The sequence below is a fragment of the Pleomorphomonas sp. T1.2MG-36 genome, assembly GCF_950100655.1.
Taxonomy (GTDB): Bacteria; Pseudomonadota; Alphaproteobacteria; order Rhizobiales; family Pleomorphomonadaceae; genus Pleomorphomonas.
This window is the reverse complement of record NZ_CATNLY010000001.1, coordinates 576,146-592,868: the sequence shown is the minus strand read 5'-3', so window position 1 is coordinate 592,868 and position 16,723 is coordinate 576,146. Positions and strand designations below refer to the sequence as shown.

14 protein-coding genes are annotated in these 16,723 nt (G+C 63.9%); 7 read left to right on the top strand and 7 right to left on the bottom strand.

The window, feature by feature from the left end; translation table 11 throughout:
* Positions 1-79: 79 nt before the first annotated feature.
* Positions 80-868, bottom strand: coding sequence for a TOBE domain-containing protein (locus QQZ18_RS02845; protein ID WP_284537745.1), 789 nt, complete (start codon positions 866-868; stop codon positions 80-82).
* A gap of 102 nt (positions 869-970) precedes the next feature.
* Entirely contained in the window at positions 971-2,563 is a 1,593-nt protein-coding gene (locus tag QQZ18_RS02840; protein ID WP_284537744.1) for an MBL fold metallo-hydrolase, read from the bottom strand.
* A gap of 194 nt (positions 2,564-2,757) precedes the next feature.
* Between QQZ18_RS02840 and QQZ18_RS02835 the strand changes: the two genes are divergently transcribed.
* Together QQZ18_RS02835 and QQZ18_RS02830 are read left to right on the top strand one after the other, a co-directional pair.
* Entirely contained in the window at positions 2,758-3,765 is a 1,008-nt protein-coding gene (locus tag QQZ18_RS02835; RefSeq protein ID WP_284537743.1) for an SLAC1 anion channel family protein, read from the top strand.
* An 88-nt stretch (positions 3,766-3,853) separates the two neighbouring features.
* The gene (locus QQZ18_RS02830) at positions 3,854-4,801 is read left to right on the top strand and encodes a nucleoside hydrolase (RefSeq protein WP_284537742.1); all 948 of its coding nucleotides are present in this window, start codon (positions 3,854-3,856) and stop codon (positions 4,799-4,801) included.
* A gap of 24 nt (positions 4,802-4,825) precedes the next feature.
* Here QQZ18_RS02830 and QQZ18_RS02825 read toward each other — a convergent pair whose 3' ends face one another.
* The 5 genes from QQZ18_RS02825 to QQZ18_RS02805 form a co-directional block, all read right to left on the bottom strand.
* Complete coding sequence (locus QQZ18_RS02825) at positions 4,826-5,371, bottom strand: DUF2087 domain-containing protein (RefSeq protein WP_284537741.1); 546 nt, start codon at positions 5,369-5,371, stop codon at positions 4,826-4,828.
* Between the two features lie 159 nt (positions 5,372-5,530).
* Positions 5,531-7,783 (bottom strand): bifunctional diguanylate cyclase/phosphodiesterase, encoded by a 2,253-nt coding sequence (locus QQZ18_RS02820; protein ID WP_284537740.1) that lies wholly within the window; start codon positions 7,781-7,783, stop codon positions 5,531-5,533.
* Between the two features lie 190 nt (positions 7,784-7,973).
* The gene (gene trmFO, locus QQZ18_RS02815) at positions 7,974-9,365 is read right to left on the bottom strand and encodes a methylenetetrahydrofolate--tRNA-(uracil(54)-C(5))-methyltransferase (FADH(2)-oxidizing) TrmFO (RefSeq protein WP_284537739.1); all 1,392 of its coding nucleotides are present in this window, start codon (positions 9,363-9,365) and stop codon (positions 7,974-7,976) included.
* Between the two features lie 461 nt (positions 9,366-9,826).
* Positions 9,827-9,976 (bottom strand): DUF1127 domain-containing protein, encoded by a 150-nt coding sequence (locus tag QQZ18_RS02810; RefSeq protein WP_084633142.1) that lies wholly within the window; start codon positions 9,974-9,976, stop codon positions 9,827-9,829.
* Between the two features lie 613 nt (positions 9,977-10,589).
* Positions 10,590-11,168: a L,D-transpeptidase gene (locus tag QQZ18_RS02805; RefSeq protein ID WP_342398905.1), complete on the bottom strand. Its 579-nt coding sequence runs from the start codon at positions 11,166-11,168 to the stop codon at positions 10,590-10,592.
* A 171-nt stretch (positions 11,169-11,339) separates the two neighbouring features.
* Between QQZ18_RS02805 and QQZ18_RS02800 the strand changes: the two genes are divergently transcribed.
* The 5 genes from QQZ18_RS02800 (at position 11,340) to QQZ18_RS02780 (ending at position 16,395) form a co-directional block, all read left to right on the top strand.
* A complete protein-coding gene (locus tag QQZ18_RS02800) occupies positions 11,340-11,915 on the top strand; it encodes an NnrU family protein (protein WP_284537738.1) in 576 nt (191 codons plus the stop codon).
* A 145-nt stretch (positions 11,916-12,060) separates the two neighbouring features.
* A complete protein-coding gene (locus QQZ18_RS02795; RefSeq protein WP_284537737.1) occupies positions 12,061-12,738 on the top strand; it encodes a tetratricopeptide repeat protein in 678 nt (225 codons plus the stop codon).
* A complete protein-coding gene (locus QQZ18_RS02790; RefSeq protein WP_284537736.1) occupies positions 12,735-14,108 on the top strand; it encodes an outer membrane protein assembly factor BamB family protein in 1,374 nt (457 codons plus the stop codon). The genes QQZ18_RS02795 and QQZ18_RS02790 overlap by 4 nt, the downstream gene beginning before the upstream one ends.
* Before the next feature lie 84 nt (positions 14,109-14,192).
* Positions 14,193-15,599, top strand: a complete 1,407-nt coding sequence (gene der / locus QQZ18_RS02785) for a ribosome biogenesis GTPase Der (RefSeq protein ID WP_284537735.1) — start codon at positions 14,193-14,195, stop codon at positions 15,597-15,599.
* A gap of 154 nt (positions 15,600-15,753) precedes the next feature.
* Positions 15,754-16,395: an NAD(P)H-dependent oxidoreductase gene (locus QQZ18_RS02780; RefSeq protein ID WP_284537734.1), complete on the top strand. Its 642-nt coding sequence runs from the start codon at positions 15,754-15,756 to the stop codon at positions 16,393-16,395.
* The last annotated feature ends 328 nt before the right edge of the window (positions 16,396-16,723 follow it).

The following is a 16,723-nucleotide window of genomic DNA, read 5'->3' as shown; positions in this document are numbered from 1 at the left end:
GGTCGGTTTCAGGGGCGATACCGACCAATCGTCAAGGCCGGATGTGCCGGCAAGTGCCGTCACAGGGCTGTTCTGGCCATCAGTCGATGGCGATGACGACGTGTCCGGCGTCGAACAGGGCAAAGGCGGGATTGCCCTCCTTGAGGGACAGCGCCTCGGCGGAGCGGGCGGTGATCGATGCCGCGAGGGACTTGCCGCCTCCGACGTCGAGAACGACCTCGGCATTGACCGTGCCGACCTCGATGCGAGCGACGCGGCCGGCGATGCGGTTGGCGACCGAGACGGCCGGTGGCTCGGTTCCCGGTGCGATCATCACGAAGGGCGCCTTGATGAGCACGATGGCCTCTCGACCGACAACCAGCCCCAGGTCCCTGAGGCTGCCGGCGGTGACGGTGGCATGGATGGTCGTCTTGCTCGAGACGGCCACCGCGATATCGGCGTTGAGGGTGTCGGCGTCGATGGAGACGATGGTGCCCCGGAGAACGTTGCGTGCCGAAGTCCGCATGAAATACCCCGAAAAGAGGTTGAGAGGAGAAATGCCGGTGCCGGCGAGGTCGGGTTCGATGAGGCGGACCACGCGCGCCATTTCGGCTTCCATGCGGCGATAGGCCTCGATCACCTTGGCCCCGGCCGGCGTGAGCGTGGCGCCGCCGCCGGCCCTGCCGCCGGTTCGAGTCTCCAGCATCGGTTGGCCGAACAGGTTGGCGAGGGCATCGAGCCAGTCCCAGGCGGCCTTGTAGGTGATGCCGACCGCCTTCGCGCCGGCCGAAATGCTGCCCTCGCGAGCAACGGCCTCCAGCAGGCGAATGCGATCGCCACTGACCGACGAGCCGTCGCGCTTGAGGGTGATCGAGGCGTTGATCGGCATCGCGGACCGTTCCTTCGTGCAGGGCGCTTGACCGGCCGCGCACAGGCGCCGGTCATCCGCTTCCTTCTATCCCCGAGCGACGGCGAGGGGCAATCAATCGCCTCATTCGGCGGCAAGCGCGTCCCTGAGCCGACGGATGACCTTGGCGCGCGCCCTCTCGTCGGCCGCCTTGCCGATTTCCGCCAGGATGTCGAGAAGAAGTCCCTGGAAATCGTTGTGCCAATCGGTACGTCCGAGCTGTCTCGGCTCGAGGCGCGGCTTCCTCGTGGTATCCACGATCTCGACGGCGGCGGCGTGATCGAGCCGATAGGAGGCGTCAAGGCGCGGGTCGACGAGGCGCTCGTTGGGCAGGCTGTCGGCGAGCCGGGCCCTGAGGCCTTCGATCGCCTTCTCCTCGCCATGCACCATGAACACGGTGCCACCGATCGGCAGGCGCTTCTTGAGCCAGGCGGCGAGTTCCGGCCCGTCGGCGTGGCCACTGTAGAGGTCGAGCTTCCGGATGCGGGCGCGGACCTCGATCTGCTCGCCTCTCATGCGGACTATCGGGGCGCCGTCGGAGAGCAGGCGCCCCAACGTGCCGGCCGCCTGGTAGCCGACCAGCAACACCGTCGCCTCCGGGCGCCACAGCCAATTGCGCAGACGATGGCGAATGCGGCCGGCTTCGCACATGCCGGATGCCGATATGACGATATGAAAACCGTGCATCTGGTCGAGCGCCATCGACTGCTCGACGCTTTCAGTGAAGCGGACGTATGGCGAGGCGAATGCGCGCAGCAGGAGACCGCCGTTGTCGAGGCTTCTGGCGTAGGAGCGGAAGATCTGGCTCGCCCGGTTGGCAAGCGGCGAGTCGATGATGACGGGGCAGGGCGGCAGTTCGCCGGTCTCGAACAGATGCACCAGGTCGGCCAGAAGCTCCTGAGTGCGTTCGACGGCGAAGGAAGGGATCAGCAGGACGCCATCGGGATTGATGGCCGCCTTGACCTCGGCCTTGAGCGCCGCCCGGCGACGGGTCTCCGTTACCTCCTGCCGGTCGGTGTCGCCATAGGTCGATTCCATCACCACGTGATCCCAACCGGTCGGCGCTTCCGGACTTGGTTGCAGCAGCTTGTTGTCCGGGCCGAGATCGCCCGAGAACAGGATCCGCATCGGTTTTCCGTTGCCGGTCGTTTCCAGCTCGACCGACGCCGAACCGAGCAGATGGCCGGCGTTCCACAGGCGAAAGCGGATGCCCGGCGCCGTTTCGCACCAGTCGCCAAGCCGCGTCGGCCGCATCTGTTTCACGGCCTCCAGGGCGTCTAGCAGCGCGTATATCGGCGTCACTTCCTGTCGCCCCCGGCGCTTGTTGCGTCGGTTGAGCTGCTCCACTTCCATTTCCTGGATGTGTGCGGAATCGGGCAGCATCACCTTGCAAAGGTCGACTGTCGGCGCCGACGCGAAGATGGGGCCGGTGAAGCCATCCTTCACGAGCTTCGGGACAAGGCCGGAATGGTCGATATGGGCGTGAGTCAGAATCAGCGCATCTATAGTGCGGGGATCGAACGGGAAGGCGCGATAGTTGAGTTCCTTTTCGGTCTTGGAGCCCTGGAACATGCCGCAATCGATCAACACGCGATGCCCGCCGGATTCGATCATGTGACAGGATCCGGTGACGGTCTCGGCGGCACCATGGAATGTGATGACGGGCAGGGTGGACATTGGAACACCTCGAAGGAAACGACCGGATCGCTTGCCGGCGCTTCCCTGATACTGGGGTGTTCGTGCGGCTTGGCAAGGGCGGCCGGCTGCTCCTTAAGGCCAACCCCGGCTCGTTAGGCTTTACGGAGCCTTAGCCTCCGTGTGGGAAAATAGGAACATGTCGCGGAAGTTCTCACCTGCGACAGGAGGACGACATGGCGACCGCTCCAAGAATCGACCGCGACGAAGCGGAGCCCACGGCCGTGCCGGCACGGCCGAGCCGCATTGCGCACCTGCCTTTTCCGCTGTTCTCGGCGCCGATGGGAATTGGCGGCCTCGGTCTCGCTTGGCGCGAGGCGACAGCCTATTTCGGGGTGCCGGCCTTCCCGGGCGAGGCGCTGCTCGCGGTGGCGGCCCTGGTATGGACGCTACTTACCCTTCTGCACATCTGGCGCGAGATCCGCCATCCGCGCGCCCTCTTCGCCGACCTCGCTCATCCGGCCCGCGCCGCCTTTGCCGGTGCCTTCACCATCGGCCTGATGATGATTTCCGCCATGCTGATCCCGATTCAGCCCGGCGTCGCCTTCTGGGCTTGGGTTGTCGCCGTGACGCTGCATCTGCTCGTGGCGCTGATGACCGTACGGGGCCTGATGCTGACGCCCCGCAACGACCCGATGTCCCTGATGCCGCCAACGCTGATCCCGCTGGTCGGCATGCTGCTGGCTCCGGTGTTCGGCGTGCGGCTTGGTCTCATCATGCCGTCGTGGCTTCTGTTCGGCATAGGCATGATCTTCTGGCTGACCGTGCAGCCGCTGTTGTTCCAGCGCATAGCTGCCGGGCCGGCCTTTCCGGAGAAGCTGAAGCCGACGCTCGTCATTTTCCTGGCGCCGCCGTCCGTAGGCTTCCTGTCGCTCGTGGCGCTCGAAGGAAAGGTCGACTGGCCGGCGCTGGCGCTGTTCGGCTACGCCGCCTTCCTGGCGGTCGTGTTCCTCACCATCCTGCCGCGCTTCCTGAGGGCGCCGCTTGCGCTGTCGTGGTGGAGCTACACTTTTCCGGCTGCGGCTTTCACGGTGGCACTGTTCACGCTGGTGCGGGCCTATCCCTTCCCCTTCGCCGACTGGCTATTGTGGGCGCAGCTTTCGATCGCCTCGCTCCTTGTTCTCGTGGTGGTGCTGGCGACGCTGCTCGGCCTTGCCAACGGCAAGCTGTTCGTTTCCGACTGAGCGGCCACATGGGCGAGATTTGGTCGTTGCTTATAGGTAATTGAACGGATATGGCTGCGAGAGCCGACAGGCTTTCTCGGAGCCCTCCATGGTCAAGTCCATCATCATCGATACCGATCCGTCGCCGGACGATGCCGTCGCCTTCCTTATGGCGCTCGGCTCGCCCGACGAGCTTGAGCTTCTCGCCATCACCACCGTTGGCGGCAACGTGCCGCTTTACCACACGACGCGCAACGCCTTGAAAGCGCTGGAACTGGTGGGGCGGCAGGCCGATGTGCCCGTCTATGCCGGTGCCGCCGGACCGATGGTGCGGACACTCGAGACGGCCGAATACGTGCATGGCGAGACCGGTTTCGAGGGTTATGACCTGCCCGAGCCGGTCGCGACGGCTTCCGACGGATTTGCACCCGACAAGATCGTGGACCTCGTCATGTCCCGGCCGGAAAAGACGGTGACGCTCTGCTGTCTCGCCCCTCTCACCAACATCGCGCTCGCCATGGCGCGGGAGCCGAGGCTGGCGGCTCGTCTCGAAGGCATCGTGCTGATGGGCGGCGCGCGCTCGGAAGGCGGCAACGTCACCCCGGCAGCCGAGTACAACATCTACGTCGACCCCGAGGCGGCAAGGAAAGTGTTCGAATGCGGCGCGCCGATCGTCATGATCCCGCTCGACTGCACGCACACGGCGCTCACCAAGAAGCCGCGCCTCGACAAGCTGCGCGCCATGGGCGGGCCGCACATGGAGGCTTTCTATCACCTTCTTGAGTGGAACAAGCGGTTCGACGAGAAAGCCTGGGGCATGGACGGTGGGCCGCTGCACGACCCCACGGTCACTGCCTACCTCTTGAAGCCGGATCTGTTCAGGGGGCGTCTGGTCAATGTTGAAATCTCCTGCGACGAGCTGACGCGTGGCATGACCGTCGTCGATTGGCATTCGGTAACAAGTCGGCCGAAGAACGCGCTGGTGCTGACCGAGATCGACGCCGACGGCTATTTCGATCTGGTGATCGAGCGACTGCACGCCGCGCGCAAGGGCTGAAGACGCGTCTTCGACCGACCGCCGTCAGGCCGAGGTGCGGGCGGCGATCCGACGGATCAGCGCCAGCGCCTCGCCCGGCGGTTTTCGCTCGACGCGGCGGTATTCCCGCCCGTCCAGCGTGCGTGTGATGAGCCCGACGTCGATCATGGCGCGGCGGATCAGGGCATGGTCGCCGAAACGATGGTTGTTGCGGATGACCAGACTGACGTCGAACTCGCTATAGACGGCCCCCGCCTGGAGGCGCGACCAGAGCACCCAAAGCGCGAGGCTCTGATGGCTGTAGCGCGAGGGCCAGCGCAGGAATTGCCCCTCGGCGTCGAAGTGCCCGGCCACGCGCTCCACCAGGGCGTGATCCACCGGTTCCGGTGCCGAGAGTGGCTCGCCAAGGCGCGTCTCCGCCGCGGTCACGGCGCGGAAATGCTGGAAATTGCGATAGCCGACCGCGCGGGCCAGCATGTTGAGAAGCTGGACATGGCCGGGTTTGCCGTCGATCAGGGTCAGTTCGCGACCGAGCGCTTTGGCAAGGGCCGATATGTCGGGTATGGTCAGCGGTAGGATGTCTCTGGGCATGGCTTATCCTCGCACGTGCCGATCATCGCTGATTGTCGCTGGTCGCTGACTTGCGGCGGGGCACGAGAGGAGTGTCCGTCGACTTCCGATGGGAACTGGCAGGTTTAGCTTCCCTTGAGGGACAGCGACGCCTCGGTGAACTGCCGACCGAGGCTTTCCTTAGCTCTGATCGTCGTCGGAAACAAGCAACCCGCCGTTCGCCTCCGGACGAAAGACCTGACCTTGAAGGCGCATCAGGGAAGCCAGCCGGCCGGCGTCCATCGGTCGGCCAAGCGCGAAGCCCTGCAAGATCTGGCAGCCGAGATCCCGTAGGATATCCGCCTGTTCCATGGTTTCGACGCCCTCGGCGACGACGCCGATGCCCTGCGTGCGTCCGATCTCGACGATCGACTGAATGAGCTGGCGTTGCGCGACGGAAGACGACACCGCGGCGGTCAGTTGGCGGGCGATCTTGAGACGCTTCGGCTGCAGGCGCATCAGACTGACGATGGAGGCGTAGCCCGTCCCGAAGTCGTCGATCTCTATCTCGATCCCGAGTTCCTTGAGGCCGCGAATGTTTCCCGAAACGACCTCGTCGCTGTCGTCCAGATAGATCGCCTCGGTCAGCTCGAAGGCCAGCGCTCCCGGTTCGATCGTCATCGCCTCGATCGTCTCGATCAGGCGTTCGTTGCGAAGTCGGCCCATCGACACGTTGACGGCGATTCTCGGCACTCTCAGGCCGGCGGCCACCCAGCGTCGCCGGTCGACGAGGGCCGTCTCCAACACGAGATGGTCGAGAACGGGCAGGGCGCCGATGTCTTCCGCCACTTCGAGGAAGCGGGCAGGCGCGATCAAACCTTCCGTCGGATGATTCCAGCGGATCAGGGCTTCGAGACCGACGATCTCGCGCGTCGACGCGTCGAACTGTTGCTGGTAGTGGGCGGTAAACTGGCTTTCCTCGATGCCCGTCAGAACCTCGTCGGCCAAACGCTTGGCACTGACCACTTCGGCTTCAAGTGCCCTGGTGAAGAACTCGAGGCGATTGCGACCGAGCTTCTTCGCCCGATAAAGAGCGATGTCGGCATCGATCAGGAGTTTGTGCGACTGGCTCTTTCGAGGGGCGGAGCAGGCGATGCCGATCGAGAGCCCGCTGCGGCATCGAATCTCGCCGAGATCGATCGGATGGCGGAAGCCGGCAATCAGCTCGTCGGCCAGCGCTCGGGCCAGCTCTTCCGGTTCGTCGGCGATGCAAACGGCCACGAATTCATCGCCGCCGATGCGGGCCACGATATCGTCGGGCCGGAACACGACGCGCATGAGGTCGGCGGCATGCTGGAGAAGGCGGTCGCCGGCCGCATGTCCATAGGCGTCGTTGACCTGCTTGAAGCGGTCGAGATCCATATGAAGGATGGCGATCCGATCCGTCGTTGCCCCAATTTCGGAATCGAGACGGCCGAGGTGGTCCATGAGGTAGCGGCGATTGGGCAGTCCGGTCAGTTCGTCGTGCAGCGAAGTGTGCCGGACACGCCGGTTGGCTTCTTCGAGCTGGGCGTTGCGGGCCTCGGCAAGCCTCTTGGCTTCGCTGAGTTCGTCGAGGTTACGGCGACGCTCGGCATAGAGATGGCCGGTAATCAGGATGGGCAATACGACGAGCGCGCCGATCAAGGCGATCATCAGTCGGAAGGCCGCCGTGTTTGGCGGCTCGGGCCAGCCTCCCTTCGGTGTTGCGGCAAGCTGCCAGGTGCCGCCGGGAATGCTGACCGTCGTGACAAGCGGATTGCGCGTCAGCACGTCTTCCGAGCCGAAGAAGACCTCGCCGTCGGCGCCCTTTCCGTCACGGCCGCGTATGGTGAGATCGAGATCGAAATCGGCGGCGGTTATTCCACTGTTGGCATAAAGATGGTCGACATCGATCACCGCCGAGACAATGCCCCAGAATGCCGGCGGTCCGCTTGGCTGATCGACCAGGACGGGGAAACGCCCGACGATGCCCACGCCTCCCTGAACCAGCTCAAGCGGGCCGGCCAGCACGAGGTTGCCGGTCGCCTTGGCCCGGAGGACGTTGTCACGTTGGCCGGGCGTTTTCATGTAGTCGAGGCCCATCACCTTCTCGTTGCCGAGGAGTGGATGGACCATGCCGACAACCATGTCCGGGGCGGCGGCGATCAGGCGAAGATCGGACCCGGTTTCGAGGAGATGCTCGATGAGAACGGTGAACTCGTTCTTGTCCAGAGTGGGACGAGTGGCGAAGGCGGCAACAACCCCTCGGCCGATCTGGATGTCTCGGCTGATGTTGCCCTCAAGGCGCGCGCGAATGACGGACAGGCGATCGGCGACGGTCGCCCGTGCGTGTTGTTCGAACAACTGATGGTTCTGGTAGTCGGCGAGCAGTCCGAGCAGTCCGACGGCGACGAGGGCGATCAGGGCTGGCAAGCTCGCGGGCCGGAGAACCAATCCGTTCACGCGGCGCAAAACCCGAAGCAACCCGCCAGCAGCCATCGTCTGCATTCCAAAAGGAGACGCTAGTTCTGTATAAGCCAGATTTTCCTTTTGTAATTATTACTAGCGCAGCAAATGCTTCTTCTGGTTGAAGAATCTCCAAGAGTGCCCGGACTTTTCGTCTTCAGCCGAGCCAGCCGGCCAGGTCGACCAACGCGCGGCGGCAGATCGCCTGTCGTTTGGCTATGGTCTTCTCGTTGCCGCGTAACCGCTGGCCGGGCTCCTTGGGCACCTCGACGGGTGGGAAGAGCCCGAAATTGATGTTCATCGGCTGGAAGGAGCGCGGTGCGCCCTCTGCCTCCGCGGAGATATGGCCACCGGTGATGTGGCCGAGAAGCGCGCCGAGCGCGGTGGTCGGCGGCGGCGGGACGGCCGTCGTGCCGAGCCGCTCGGCGGCTGCGAAGCGACCGGCCAGAAGGCCGATCGAAGCCGATTCGACATAGCCCTCGCATCCGGTGACCTGGCCCGCGAATCTGAGACGCGGGGCGGCCTTGAGGCGAAGCACCGGATCGAGCAGGCGCGGGCTGTCGAGATAGGTGTTGCGGTGGAGACCGCCGAGCCGAGCGAACTCGGCTTTCTCAAGCCCCGGGATCATCCTGAAGACGTCGGCCTGAACGCCATACTTGAGCTTCGTCTGGAAGCCGACCATGTTGTAAAGCGTGCCGAGCGCATTGTCCTGGCGAAGCTGGACGATGGCATAGGCCTTCACCGTGGGATTGCGCGGATTGGTGAGGCCGACCGGCTTCATCGGGCCGTGACGCAACGTCTCCCGGCCGCGTTCGGCCATGACCTCGATCGGCAGGCAGCCATCGAAATAGGGCGTCTTCTCGAAATCCTTGAACTCGGTCTTGTCGCCGGCGAGCAGCCCATCGACGAAGGCTTCGTACTGTTCGCGGTCCAGTGGGCAGTTGATATAGTCGGCGCCGGTGCCGCCGGGTCCCGGCTTGTCGTAACGCGATTGGAACCAGGCCTTGTCCATGTCGATGCTGTCGAAATGGACGATCGGGGCGATCGCGTCGAAGAAGGCGAGCGAAGCGGCTCCGGTGGTGGCGCGAATGGCGTCGGCCAGCGCCGGTGACGTGAGTGGCCCGGTGGCCACGATCACATCGCCCCAGCTCTCGGGGGGCAGTCCGTCCACCTCTCCCTCGGCGACGGTGACGAGTGGGTGGGTGCGCAGCGAAGCGGTGATCTTTTCGGAGAATCCGTCCCGGTCGACCGCCAGCGCGCCCCCCGCCGGAACCTTGTTGGTGTCGGCCGAGGCCATGATCAACGAACCGGCGCGGCGCATTTCCTCGTGAAGCAGACCGACGGCGTTGTTCTCGTGGTCATCGGAGCGGAAGGAGTTGGAGCAAACCAGTTCGGCAAAGCCACCGGTCTTGTGCGCTTCGGTCTCGCGATGCGGCCGCATCTCGTGGAGGACGACTGGAATGCCGCGGGAAACGAGTTGCCAGGCGGCTTCCGAACCGGCGAGGCCGGCGCCGACGATATGAATGGGGGCATGGGGCTGATTGGTCATGGCGGGGGATTAGCACGTCCGCCGGGCATATGCAGCGCTTTTCCTGATGCTCGGGGCACGACTCGGATCTGCGGAATGCCTCAAAATGCAAACGCCCACCGGGGGAGGAGATCCGGTGGGCGCTGCAATTTTCTGTAGACGGCATGGGAGGAGGTATGCCGCTACAGCTAACCTGCGATGCGGGAGGAGGAGCATCGCAGGACGGTCGTAGCAAGGGAGGAGGATTGCCACGACCAAACCGACGTTGCCCAGGGAGGAGGAAGGGCAGGTCGGTACTCACAAAACCGGCGAAATGGTCCAGGGAGGAGGAGGGGACCATCATCGCCTAAGAGAAAGATGGGGGAGGAGGACCATCTTTCCAAGACACCGGCCGGAGGGAGGAGGAACCGGCAGGGTGTCTATCAGGGTCGCCGCGGAACTGGGAGGAGGATAGTTCGGCTGGCGAGCCTAATTTCGTGGGATCAGAGCGTGGCCTTGCGGGCGACGTTCGAGATTTCACCGCGGGAGATGCCAAGGTCGGCAAGCTCGCGGGTGCTCAGACGAGACAGCTCGCGGTAGGTCTCCTGGTACTTGCGGTAGGAGCGGAGCTTGTTGACAACGGTGTCCAGCATTTCATCATCCATTCGGGTTGTGAGGCGCTGCGCTCTTCAGTCTGTCGTCTGCTGCGCTTCGCTCTCGACACCCCGATAATTAGGCGAACGAGGCATGCAGGGCTAGAGGGGGACTTGCATGTCAGGAATGCAGTTTTCGCGCAGCAGCATTCAGGGGTGACGGAGATCGTCCTCCACAGCTTCGAATGCGGCCGAAATACGACTTTCGACGGAGCCATGGCCGCATGTTTGCCGTCTTTTGGCTTGTATGAGGTGAAATTTGAGGTAATGCGCTCAAAAAACGGTCTATGCTGCACCGCAGCATAAACCTTGCCTAAAACCCACCGAAAGAATTTTTGAATGTCGGTGACGGTTATGGAAGCGGAAGCGGGCTTTGGAGAGTTTCAAAACTCTCTACGCAAATGCCCTGATGAACCTGAATCGGTTTTATTGGCAACGAGCCAACCTGCCATTCCAGCTTGAATCGTTTTCGCTCGACCCTCAGTCCGTGCATGGACGATTGCTTGTCTATGACACCGTTGTCATGGACGATTCTGCAGAGGACGTCAGGAATGCCCTTGAAGAAGGCTCGCTCGCCAACTGTCGGGCTCGGGGTTCGGAATTGCGCGAGGGGTCACTGCTCGACGGAGATGCGCACCGCCGATGGGCCGTACTGCCTCACCAAGGCGAACAGTGCCTTGGCATTGTCAGGATGCAAGCGAACGCAGCCATGCGAGGCCGGCTTGCCGAGGCGCTTGACGTATGGCGTCGCGTGGATCGCATACCCTTCATGAAAGAATATGGAGTGCGGCATCGGCGCGTTGTCGTATTTGCGGGAGTGCCACATGGTGTGCATGCGATAGGGCGTCCAGAACCCGGTGGGCGTGACGTAGCCGCGGCCTGCCGTCGATACCTTCCAGGTGTGGGCGACCTTGCCTCGGACCAGAACGGTCATGGTCTGCGAGGAGATGTCGACGCGGACCAAAACCTTCGGACCGAGGGCTTGCCGGGTCGCCGGGCCGGAACCGAGCGCCTCGGCGATGTCCGCGGCGGGCAGTACCGTCATTGCCAACTGGTCGGCACGGTCGTTCGATGCCAGAGACGGTCGCATCGGAACGTTGTCAAAGCCGGGATGATCGTCCGTCGCGGCCAATGCGGGCGCCGCTACAGTCAGACATACGGACAATCCCAACAGGGCGAAGGCGCGATACATGACATCCCCCGTAAAGATGCCGACCACTATTGCACGCAAGCGTTAATTGATTATGGTCAGGAAGGTCTATGCGGAATTCATTGCTTTTTAGCCATTTCCCGTGGGGTCGCGGCCTGATCCGAGCCACGGGGCTGAAGAGCAAATGCGCATCGGGCGTTCAAGGAGCCGGGAATGTCCATTTTCCTCGTTGGCCTCGTTCTTTTCGTCGGAATCCATTCTGTCTACATCGTTGCGCCCAGGGTTCGAGAGGCGGCGATCGCCCGCATCGGCTACAATCCCTGGCGCGGCATCTACTCTCTGGTCTCTCTCGCCGGGCTCGTTCTCTTGATCTACGGCTACGGCCTCGCCCGGCAGGATCCCGTGCAGTTGTTCGAACCGCCGCCGTGGGCCCGCGATTTCGCTTTCGTGGTGATGGCGGTGGCGTTGCCTTTGCTCGTGGCTTCCTTCTTTCCGGTTGCGACGCGCATCGGCCGCTTCGTGCGTCACCCGATGCTGATGTCGGTGACGCTCTGGTCGGTCGCTCATGCGCTGGCGATCGGAACGCTTGCCGGAGTGCTGCTCAGCGCGGTCTTCTTCATATGGACTCTGGCGGCTCGGTTCTCCCTAATCGCGCGGCCGATGACGGCGTCGTCGACCGCGCCGCCCGAGCCGATGAACGACTGGATCGCGGTGGCAATCGGCCTTGCCGTTTGGGCGGCGCTGCTGTTCGTGCTGCACGACTGGCTGATCGGCATGCCTTTGCTGTGAGGGGGCTCGGCCCTGTCCGCATGAAGAGGTGGCGTTGCCGCGAAAAAGGCTGTAAACGGCGTCGATGAGTTGCGCTGGCTGGGGTTGGCGCAGGCCGTGTATGGGTAGCGACCGCGAGGGCCGCGAGCCGATAGTTGGGTAGAAGATGTCTGATATTTTCGACGAAGTCGGCGAAGACCTGCGCCGCGATCGGCTGACGGGCCTGTGGAAGCGTTACGGCTGGGTTCTTTACGTGGTGGCCGGACTTATCGTCGCGGGTACCGCTGCCTGGCGTGGCTATGATTACTGGGCGACCAGCCGTGCCAACGCGGCCGGCGACGCCTATTCGCAGGTGCTGGCCTCGGTAAAGGCCGGAGATCACAAGGCGCTCGCCGAGTCGCTCGCGGTCTATGGCTCTGGTGCGCCGAAGCAATATCAGGTGTTGGCACGCTTCCGCGCCGCTTCGGAACACGCGGCGATGGGTGAGATGGACAACGCGCTTGCCGCTTTCGAGGATCTGTCAAAGACTTCGGGCGTCGACCAGCCGTTGCGTGATCTCGCCGCCGTCCGCGCTGCGTTGATCGCCGTCGATCGGGAAAGCCTCGACCAGATCAAGGCGCGGGTCGACAGCTACAACAACGATATCTCCCCCTGGCGCCATGCTGCGCGCGAGATCGTCGCCCTCGCGGCCGTTCGCGCCGAGGATTGGAAGTTGGCCGGCGAGGAAGCCCGGAAGCTCATCGACGATCCGACGACACCGTCGGGTACCCGTAACCGGGCGCGCGTGCTGAGCGATCTTGCAGCCTCGGAGGCCGGAAACGGCGATAGCGGAGCGGCTGGATGATGGTTTCTCCGCGCCTTTCCTCGGTGGCTTTCGCATTGGTCGTCACCATGACGCTCGGCGGGTGCGGCTCGGATTCGGCGATGGACTCGCTGTCTTCGCTCAACCCGTTCAAGAAGGACCAGCCGGTCGCCGAGGGCAATCGCACCTCGATTCTGGCCGTGTCCGACCCGACTCGGGGCGTGACCAACGGTCGAGCGACCATTGGCGCGGCGACGGCGCTCGCCGCATGGTCGCAGCCCGGCGGTACCGCGACCAACGACCCCGGCAATGTCGTCGGTGCCCTGCAAGGCGTGCACTATTGGTCGATCAAGGGTGGCAAGTCCGGCTTCGGCAACGGCATGATGGGGCTTTCCACCAGCAAGGGACGCGGCATCTCGGCGCGTCCGGTGGCCGCCGATGGCATCGTCTATGTTTATGACTCCGCTGGCGTTGTCTCGGGGTTCAAGGTGGCCAACAGTGGCGCGACCTGGCACGTCGGCGTTTACCCGTCCGGCGCGCGCGATCCGGTCGGCGGTGGCGGTCTGGCCGTTGCGGGTGGTCGCGTCTACGCGGCGACCGGATACGGCGAGCTTCTTTCGATCGATGCCGCGACCAGCTCGATCCTGTGGCGCGTGAAGCTCGATGCGCCGGCTCGTTCGGCGCCCGCGGTGGGTGGCGGCAAAGTAGTGGTCACCGCCCAGTCGGGTGTGGTCCAGGCCTTCGATGCGGCGACCGGCGCATCCGGTTGGCGCGCCTCGACCGAGGTTTCGGGCGCCGCGCTCGCCGGTGCCGGCAGCGCCGCGATTTCCGCCGACACTGTCGTGGTCGCCGGATCGACCGGCCAGATCCAGGCTTTCGACCTCGCCACCGGCAACGTCAAGTGGCAAGCCTCCATCACCGGCAGCGGCTCGATTTCGGCGATCACCGGACTGCGGGATGCTTCGGCGAGCCCGGTGATCCATGGCGACGCCGTCTACGCCACCGGCATCGGCGGCGCTCTGGTCGCTCTCGATCTCAAGACCGGCGACGTTCGCTGGCAGCAGCCGATTGGCAGCGCCGAGACGCCGGTCGTTTCCGGCAGCAGTCTGTTCCTGATCGATCTCGAGAACAGAATGATCGCCATCGACCTCAAGACCGGCAAGGTGGTCTGGGCGCAAACGCTGCCGCTCAAGCCGTCCTCGAGCCGCAAGGGCTCGTGGGCCGGACCGGTGATGGCAGCTGGCAAGCTGTGGGCCACGTCCAACGATGGCCGCATCGCTTCGGTGGATGCCGTTACCGGCGCGCTCGGCGTCACCACCGAGATTGGATTCAGCGGTGCGATTGCACCGATCCTGAGCTCTGGCAAGATGATGGTTCTTGCCGGAGACGGTACGCTCATCGCCGTGAATTGATCGCGGCGCCATAGGACAAAAAGACGGGCGGCGGCGGATCGGTTTGGTCCGGCGCCGCAATGTCTATTGAAGGAAGTCTCGACCATGCCCGCGCAACCGACCGTCGCTCTCGTCGGCCGTCCGAATGTCGGCAAATCAACCTTGTTCAATCGCCTCGTCGGCAAGAAGCTGGCGCTGGTCGACGACACGCCGGGCGTGACGCGCGACCGCCGCGTCGGTAGCGGCCGGCTTGGCGATCTGACATTTCAGGTGATCGATACCGCCGGCCTAGAGGAAGCCGATCCGGATTCGCTCGCGGGGCGCATGCGCGCCCAGACAGAGACGGCGATCCGCGAAGCCGACGCCATCCTGTTCCTCTATGACGCGCGGGCCGGCATCACGCCGCTCGACAAGCATTTCTCCGACGTGATCCGCCGCATGGACCGCGAAGTGATCCTGGTGGCCAACAAGGCCGAAGGACGCGGCGTCCAGCCGGGATTGATGGAGGCCTATGAGCTTGGTCTCGGCGAGGCAATCGCCATCTCGGCCGAGCATGGCGAGGGCATGGCAGATCTCTACGACGTATTGCGCGACGCGTTCGAGGGCCGTCTCGGCTTTGCCGAGCCGGAGAGCGAGGAGGCGGTGGTCAACCTCGACGTCGACGAGGAGGGCAATCTCGTCCGTCCGCAGGAACAGCGGCCGTTGCGCGTCACCGTCACCGGACGACCGAACGCCGGCAAGTCGACGCTGATCAACAGAATGATCGGCGAGGATCGTCTGCTCACCGGGCCGGAGGCCGGTATCACCCGCGACTCCATTTCGGTCGATTGGGTGTGGCGCGACCGCGAGGTGAAGCTGTTCGACACTGCCGGTCTGCGCCGCAAGGCGCGCGTGCAGGAAAAGCTGGAGAAGCTGTCGGTGGCCGATGCGCTTCGGGCCATCAAGTTCGCCGAGGTGGTGGTCGTTCTGCTCGACGCCACCATTCCCTTCGAGAAGCAGGACCTTCACATCGTCGACCTGATCGTTCGCGAGGGCCGGGCCTTGGTGATCGGTCTCAACAAGTGGGATCTGGTCGAGGATCGCGCCAGCAAGCTCAAGGAGTTGCGGGAGGAATGCGAGCGGCTTCTGCCGCAGGTGCGTGGCGTGGAACTGGTGCCGCTCTCCGGTCTCAACGGCCAAGGCATCGACAAGCTGATGCAGGCGGTGGTGCGCTCCTATGACGTCTGGAACACGCGCATTTCCACCGGACGCCTCAATCGCTGGCTGACCAGTCTCATCGAGCATCATCCGCCGCCGGCAGTCGCCGGCCGCCGCCTGAAAATCCGCTATATCACCCAGGCCAAGACGCGGCCGCCGATGTTCGTCATCTTCGGCTCCCGGCCGGAGGCCATGCCCGAGAGCTACATGCGCTATCTCGCCAACGGGCTCAGGGAAACCTTCAGCATGCCCGGGACGCCGATCCGCGTCCAGATGCGCTCCGGTGGTGACAATCCTTACGACAAGAAGGACTGATCGGGGAGGGAAGCTCACTTCTCGGTGACAACGGCGCGAGGTCGTTGCGCCTCCTGGGTGGCGGGACGAGTGTCATCCAGCCTTCCGGTGGGGGCGTCGCGCCGATTGCACGTGCTCCCCCGGCCTGTTCTTCTCTATCCTGGGAATTGCCTTCATGCTTCTCGACAAACTCAACTGGCGCTACGCCACCAAGAAGTTCGACCCGACGCGCACGGTCCCGCAGGACAAGGTCGACCGGATCGTGGAGGCTGCCCGCCTCGCGCCGACGTCGAGCGGACTGCAACCCTACGAACTGCTGGTCATCACCAATCCCGACATCAAGGCGAAGATCCTGCCGATCGCCAGCGGTCAGGCGCAGGTCGTCGAAGCTTCGCACCTGCTGGTCTTTGCCGCCTGGGATACCTACACGGCCGATCGCATCAACGAAGCCTTCGACTTCGTCGTCGAGGAGCGCAAGCTCGATGGCGAGCGGCTCGCCAACTGGAACGCCTACCGGCAGCGGCTGCTGTCCGCCTATGTGCCGCGCGACGCCCGAACCAACTTCGAGCATGCGGCACGCCAGGCCTATATCGGCTTCGGCCTCGCCATCGCCGAAGCGGCGATGCTGGAAGTGGATGCAACGCCGATGGAAGGGTTCGATGCCGAGGCGCTCGATGAGTTGCTCGGCCTCGGAGCGCGCGGTCTTCGCTCGGTCACGATCCTGCCGCTTGGATATCGCCAAGCCGACAAGGACTGGCTCGTGAACCTCAAGAAGGTGCGTTGGCCGAAGGAAAAGTTCGTCACCGAGATCAACTGAGGCGAGTTTCGGAACGGTTCGGGGCGTCCTTTGTGCCTTTCGGAGGCATGGACGCCCCGTATCCGTGGCGAAGTTTAGGCAAGGTTTTCCACCGGTTGATCGCAGCCACTAAAAAGCCCGAATAATGTGTTGATGTGAAAGGGTAAATTTACCCGTGCCGATGGCTGTTGACGGGGGCGTGTCGCCATGGATTCCGCCGTCAGAATCGGCTAGAACGAAGCATATCCGGCAGTTCCGGTCGCAAATGACGAAGCCTTGTCCGACCGGGCGGTAAAGCCGTAAAGACAATCCCTGCCTCCTTCAGGTCTTTTGACTGGACGGCGGAGTA

What these genes read in the sequence shown, in the direction of transcription:
- QQZ18_RS02845 (WP_284537745.1), bottom strand. Translation starts at nt 868, where the DNA reads ATGCCGATCAACGCCTCGATCACCCTCAAGCGCGACGGCTCGTCGGTC.
- QQZ18_RS02840 (WP_284537744.1), bottom strand. Translation starts at nt 2,563, where the DNA reads ATGTCCACCCTGCCCGTCATCACATTCCATGGTGCCGCCGAGACCGTC.
- QQZ18_RS02835 (WP_284537743.1), top strand. Translation starts at nt 2,758, where the DNA reads ATGGCGACCGCTCCAAGAATCGACCGCGACGAAGCGGAGCCCACGGCC.
- QQZ18_RS02830 (WP_284537742.1), top strand. Translation starts at nt 3,854, where the DNA reads ATGGTCAAGTCCATCATCATCGATACCGATCCGTCGCCGGACGATGCC.
- QQZ18_RS02825 (WP_284537741.1), bottom strand. Translation starts at nt 5,371, where the DNA reads ATGCCCAGAGACATCCTACCGCTGACCATACCCGACATATCGGCCCTT.
- trmFO (WP_284537739.1), bottom strand. Translation starts at nt 9,365, where the DNA reads ATGACCAATCAGCCCCATGCCCCCATTCATATCGTCGGCGCCGGCCTC.
- QQZ18_RS02810 (WP_084633142.1), bottom strand. Translation starts at nt 9,976, where the DNA reads ATGCTGGACACCGTTGTCAACAAGCTCCGCTCCTACCGCAAGTACCAG.
- QQZ18_RS02805 (WP_342398905.1), bottom strand. Translation starts at nt 11,168, where the DNA reads ATGTATCGCGCCTTCGCCCTGTTGGGATTGTCCGTATGTCTGACTGTA.
- QQZ18_RS02800 (WP_284537738.1), top strand. Translation starts at nt 11,340, where the DNA reads ATGTCCATTTTCCTCGTTGGCCTCGTTCTTTTCGTCGGAATCCATTCT.
- QQZ18_RS02795 (WP_284537737.1), top strand. Translation starts at nt 12,061, where the DNA reads ATGTCTGATATTTTCGACGAAGTCGGCGAAGACCTGCGCCGCGATCGG.
- QQZ18_RS02790 (WP_284537736.1), top strand. Translation starts at nt 12,735, where the DNA reads ATGATGGTTTCTCCGCGCCTTTCCTCGGTGGCTTTCGCATTGGTCGTC.
- der (WP_284537735.1), top strand. Translation starts at nt 14,193, where the DNA reads ATGCCCGCGCAACCGACCGTCGCTCTCGTCGGCCGTCCGAATGTCGGC.
- QQZ18_RS02780 (WP_284537734.1), top strand. Translation starts at nt 15,754, where the DNA reads ATGCTTCTCGACAAACTCAACTGGCGCTACGCCACCAAGAAGTTCGAC.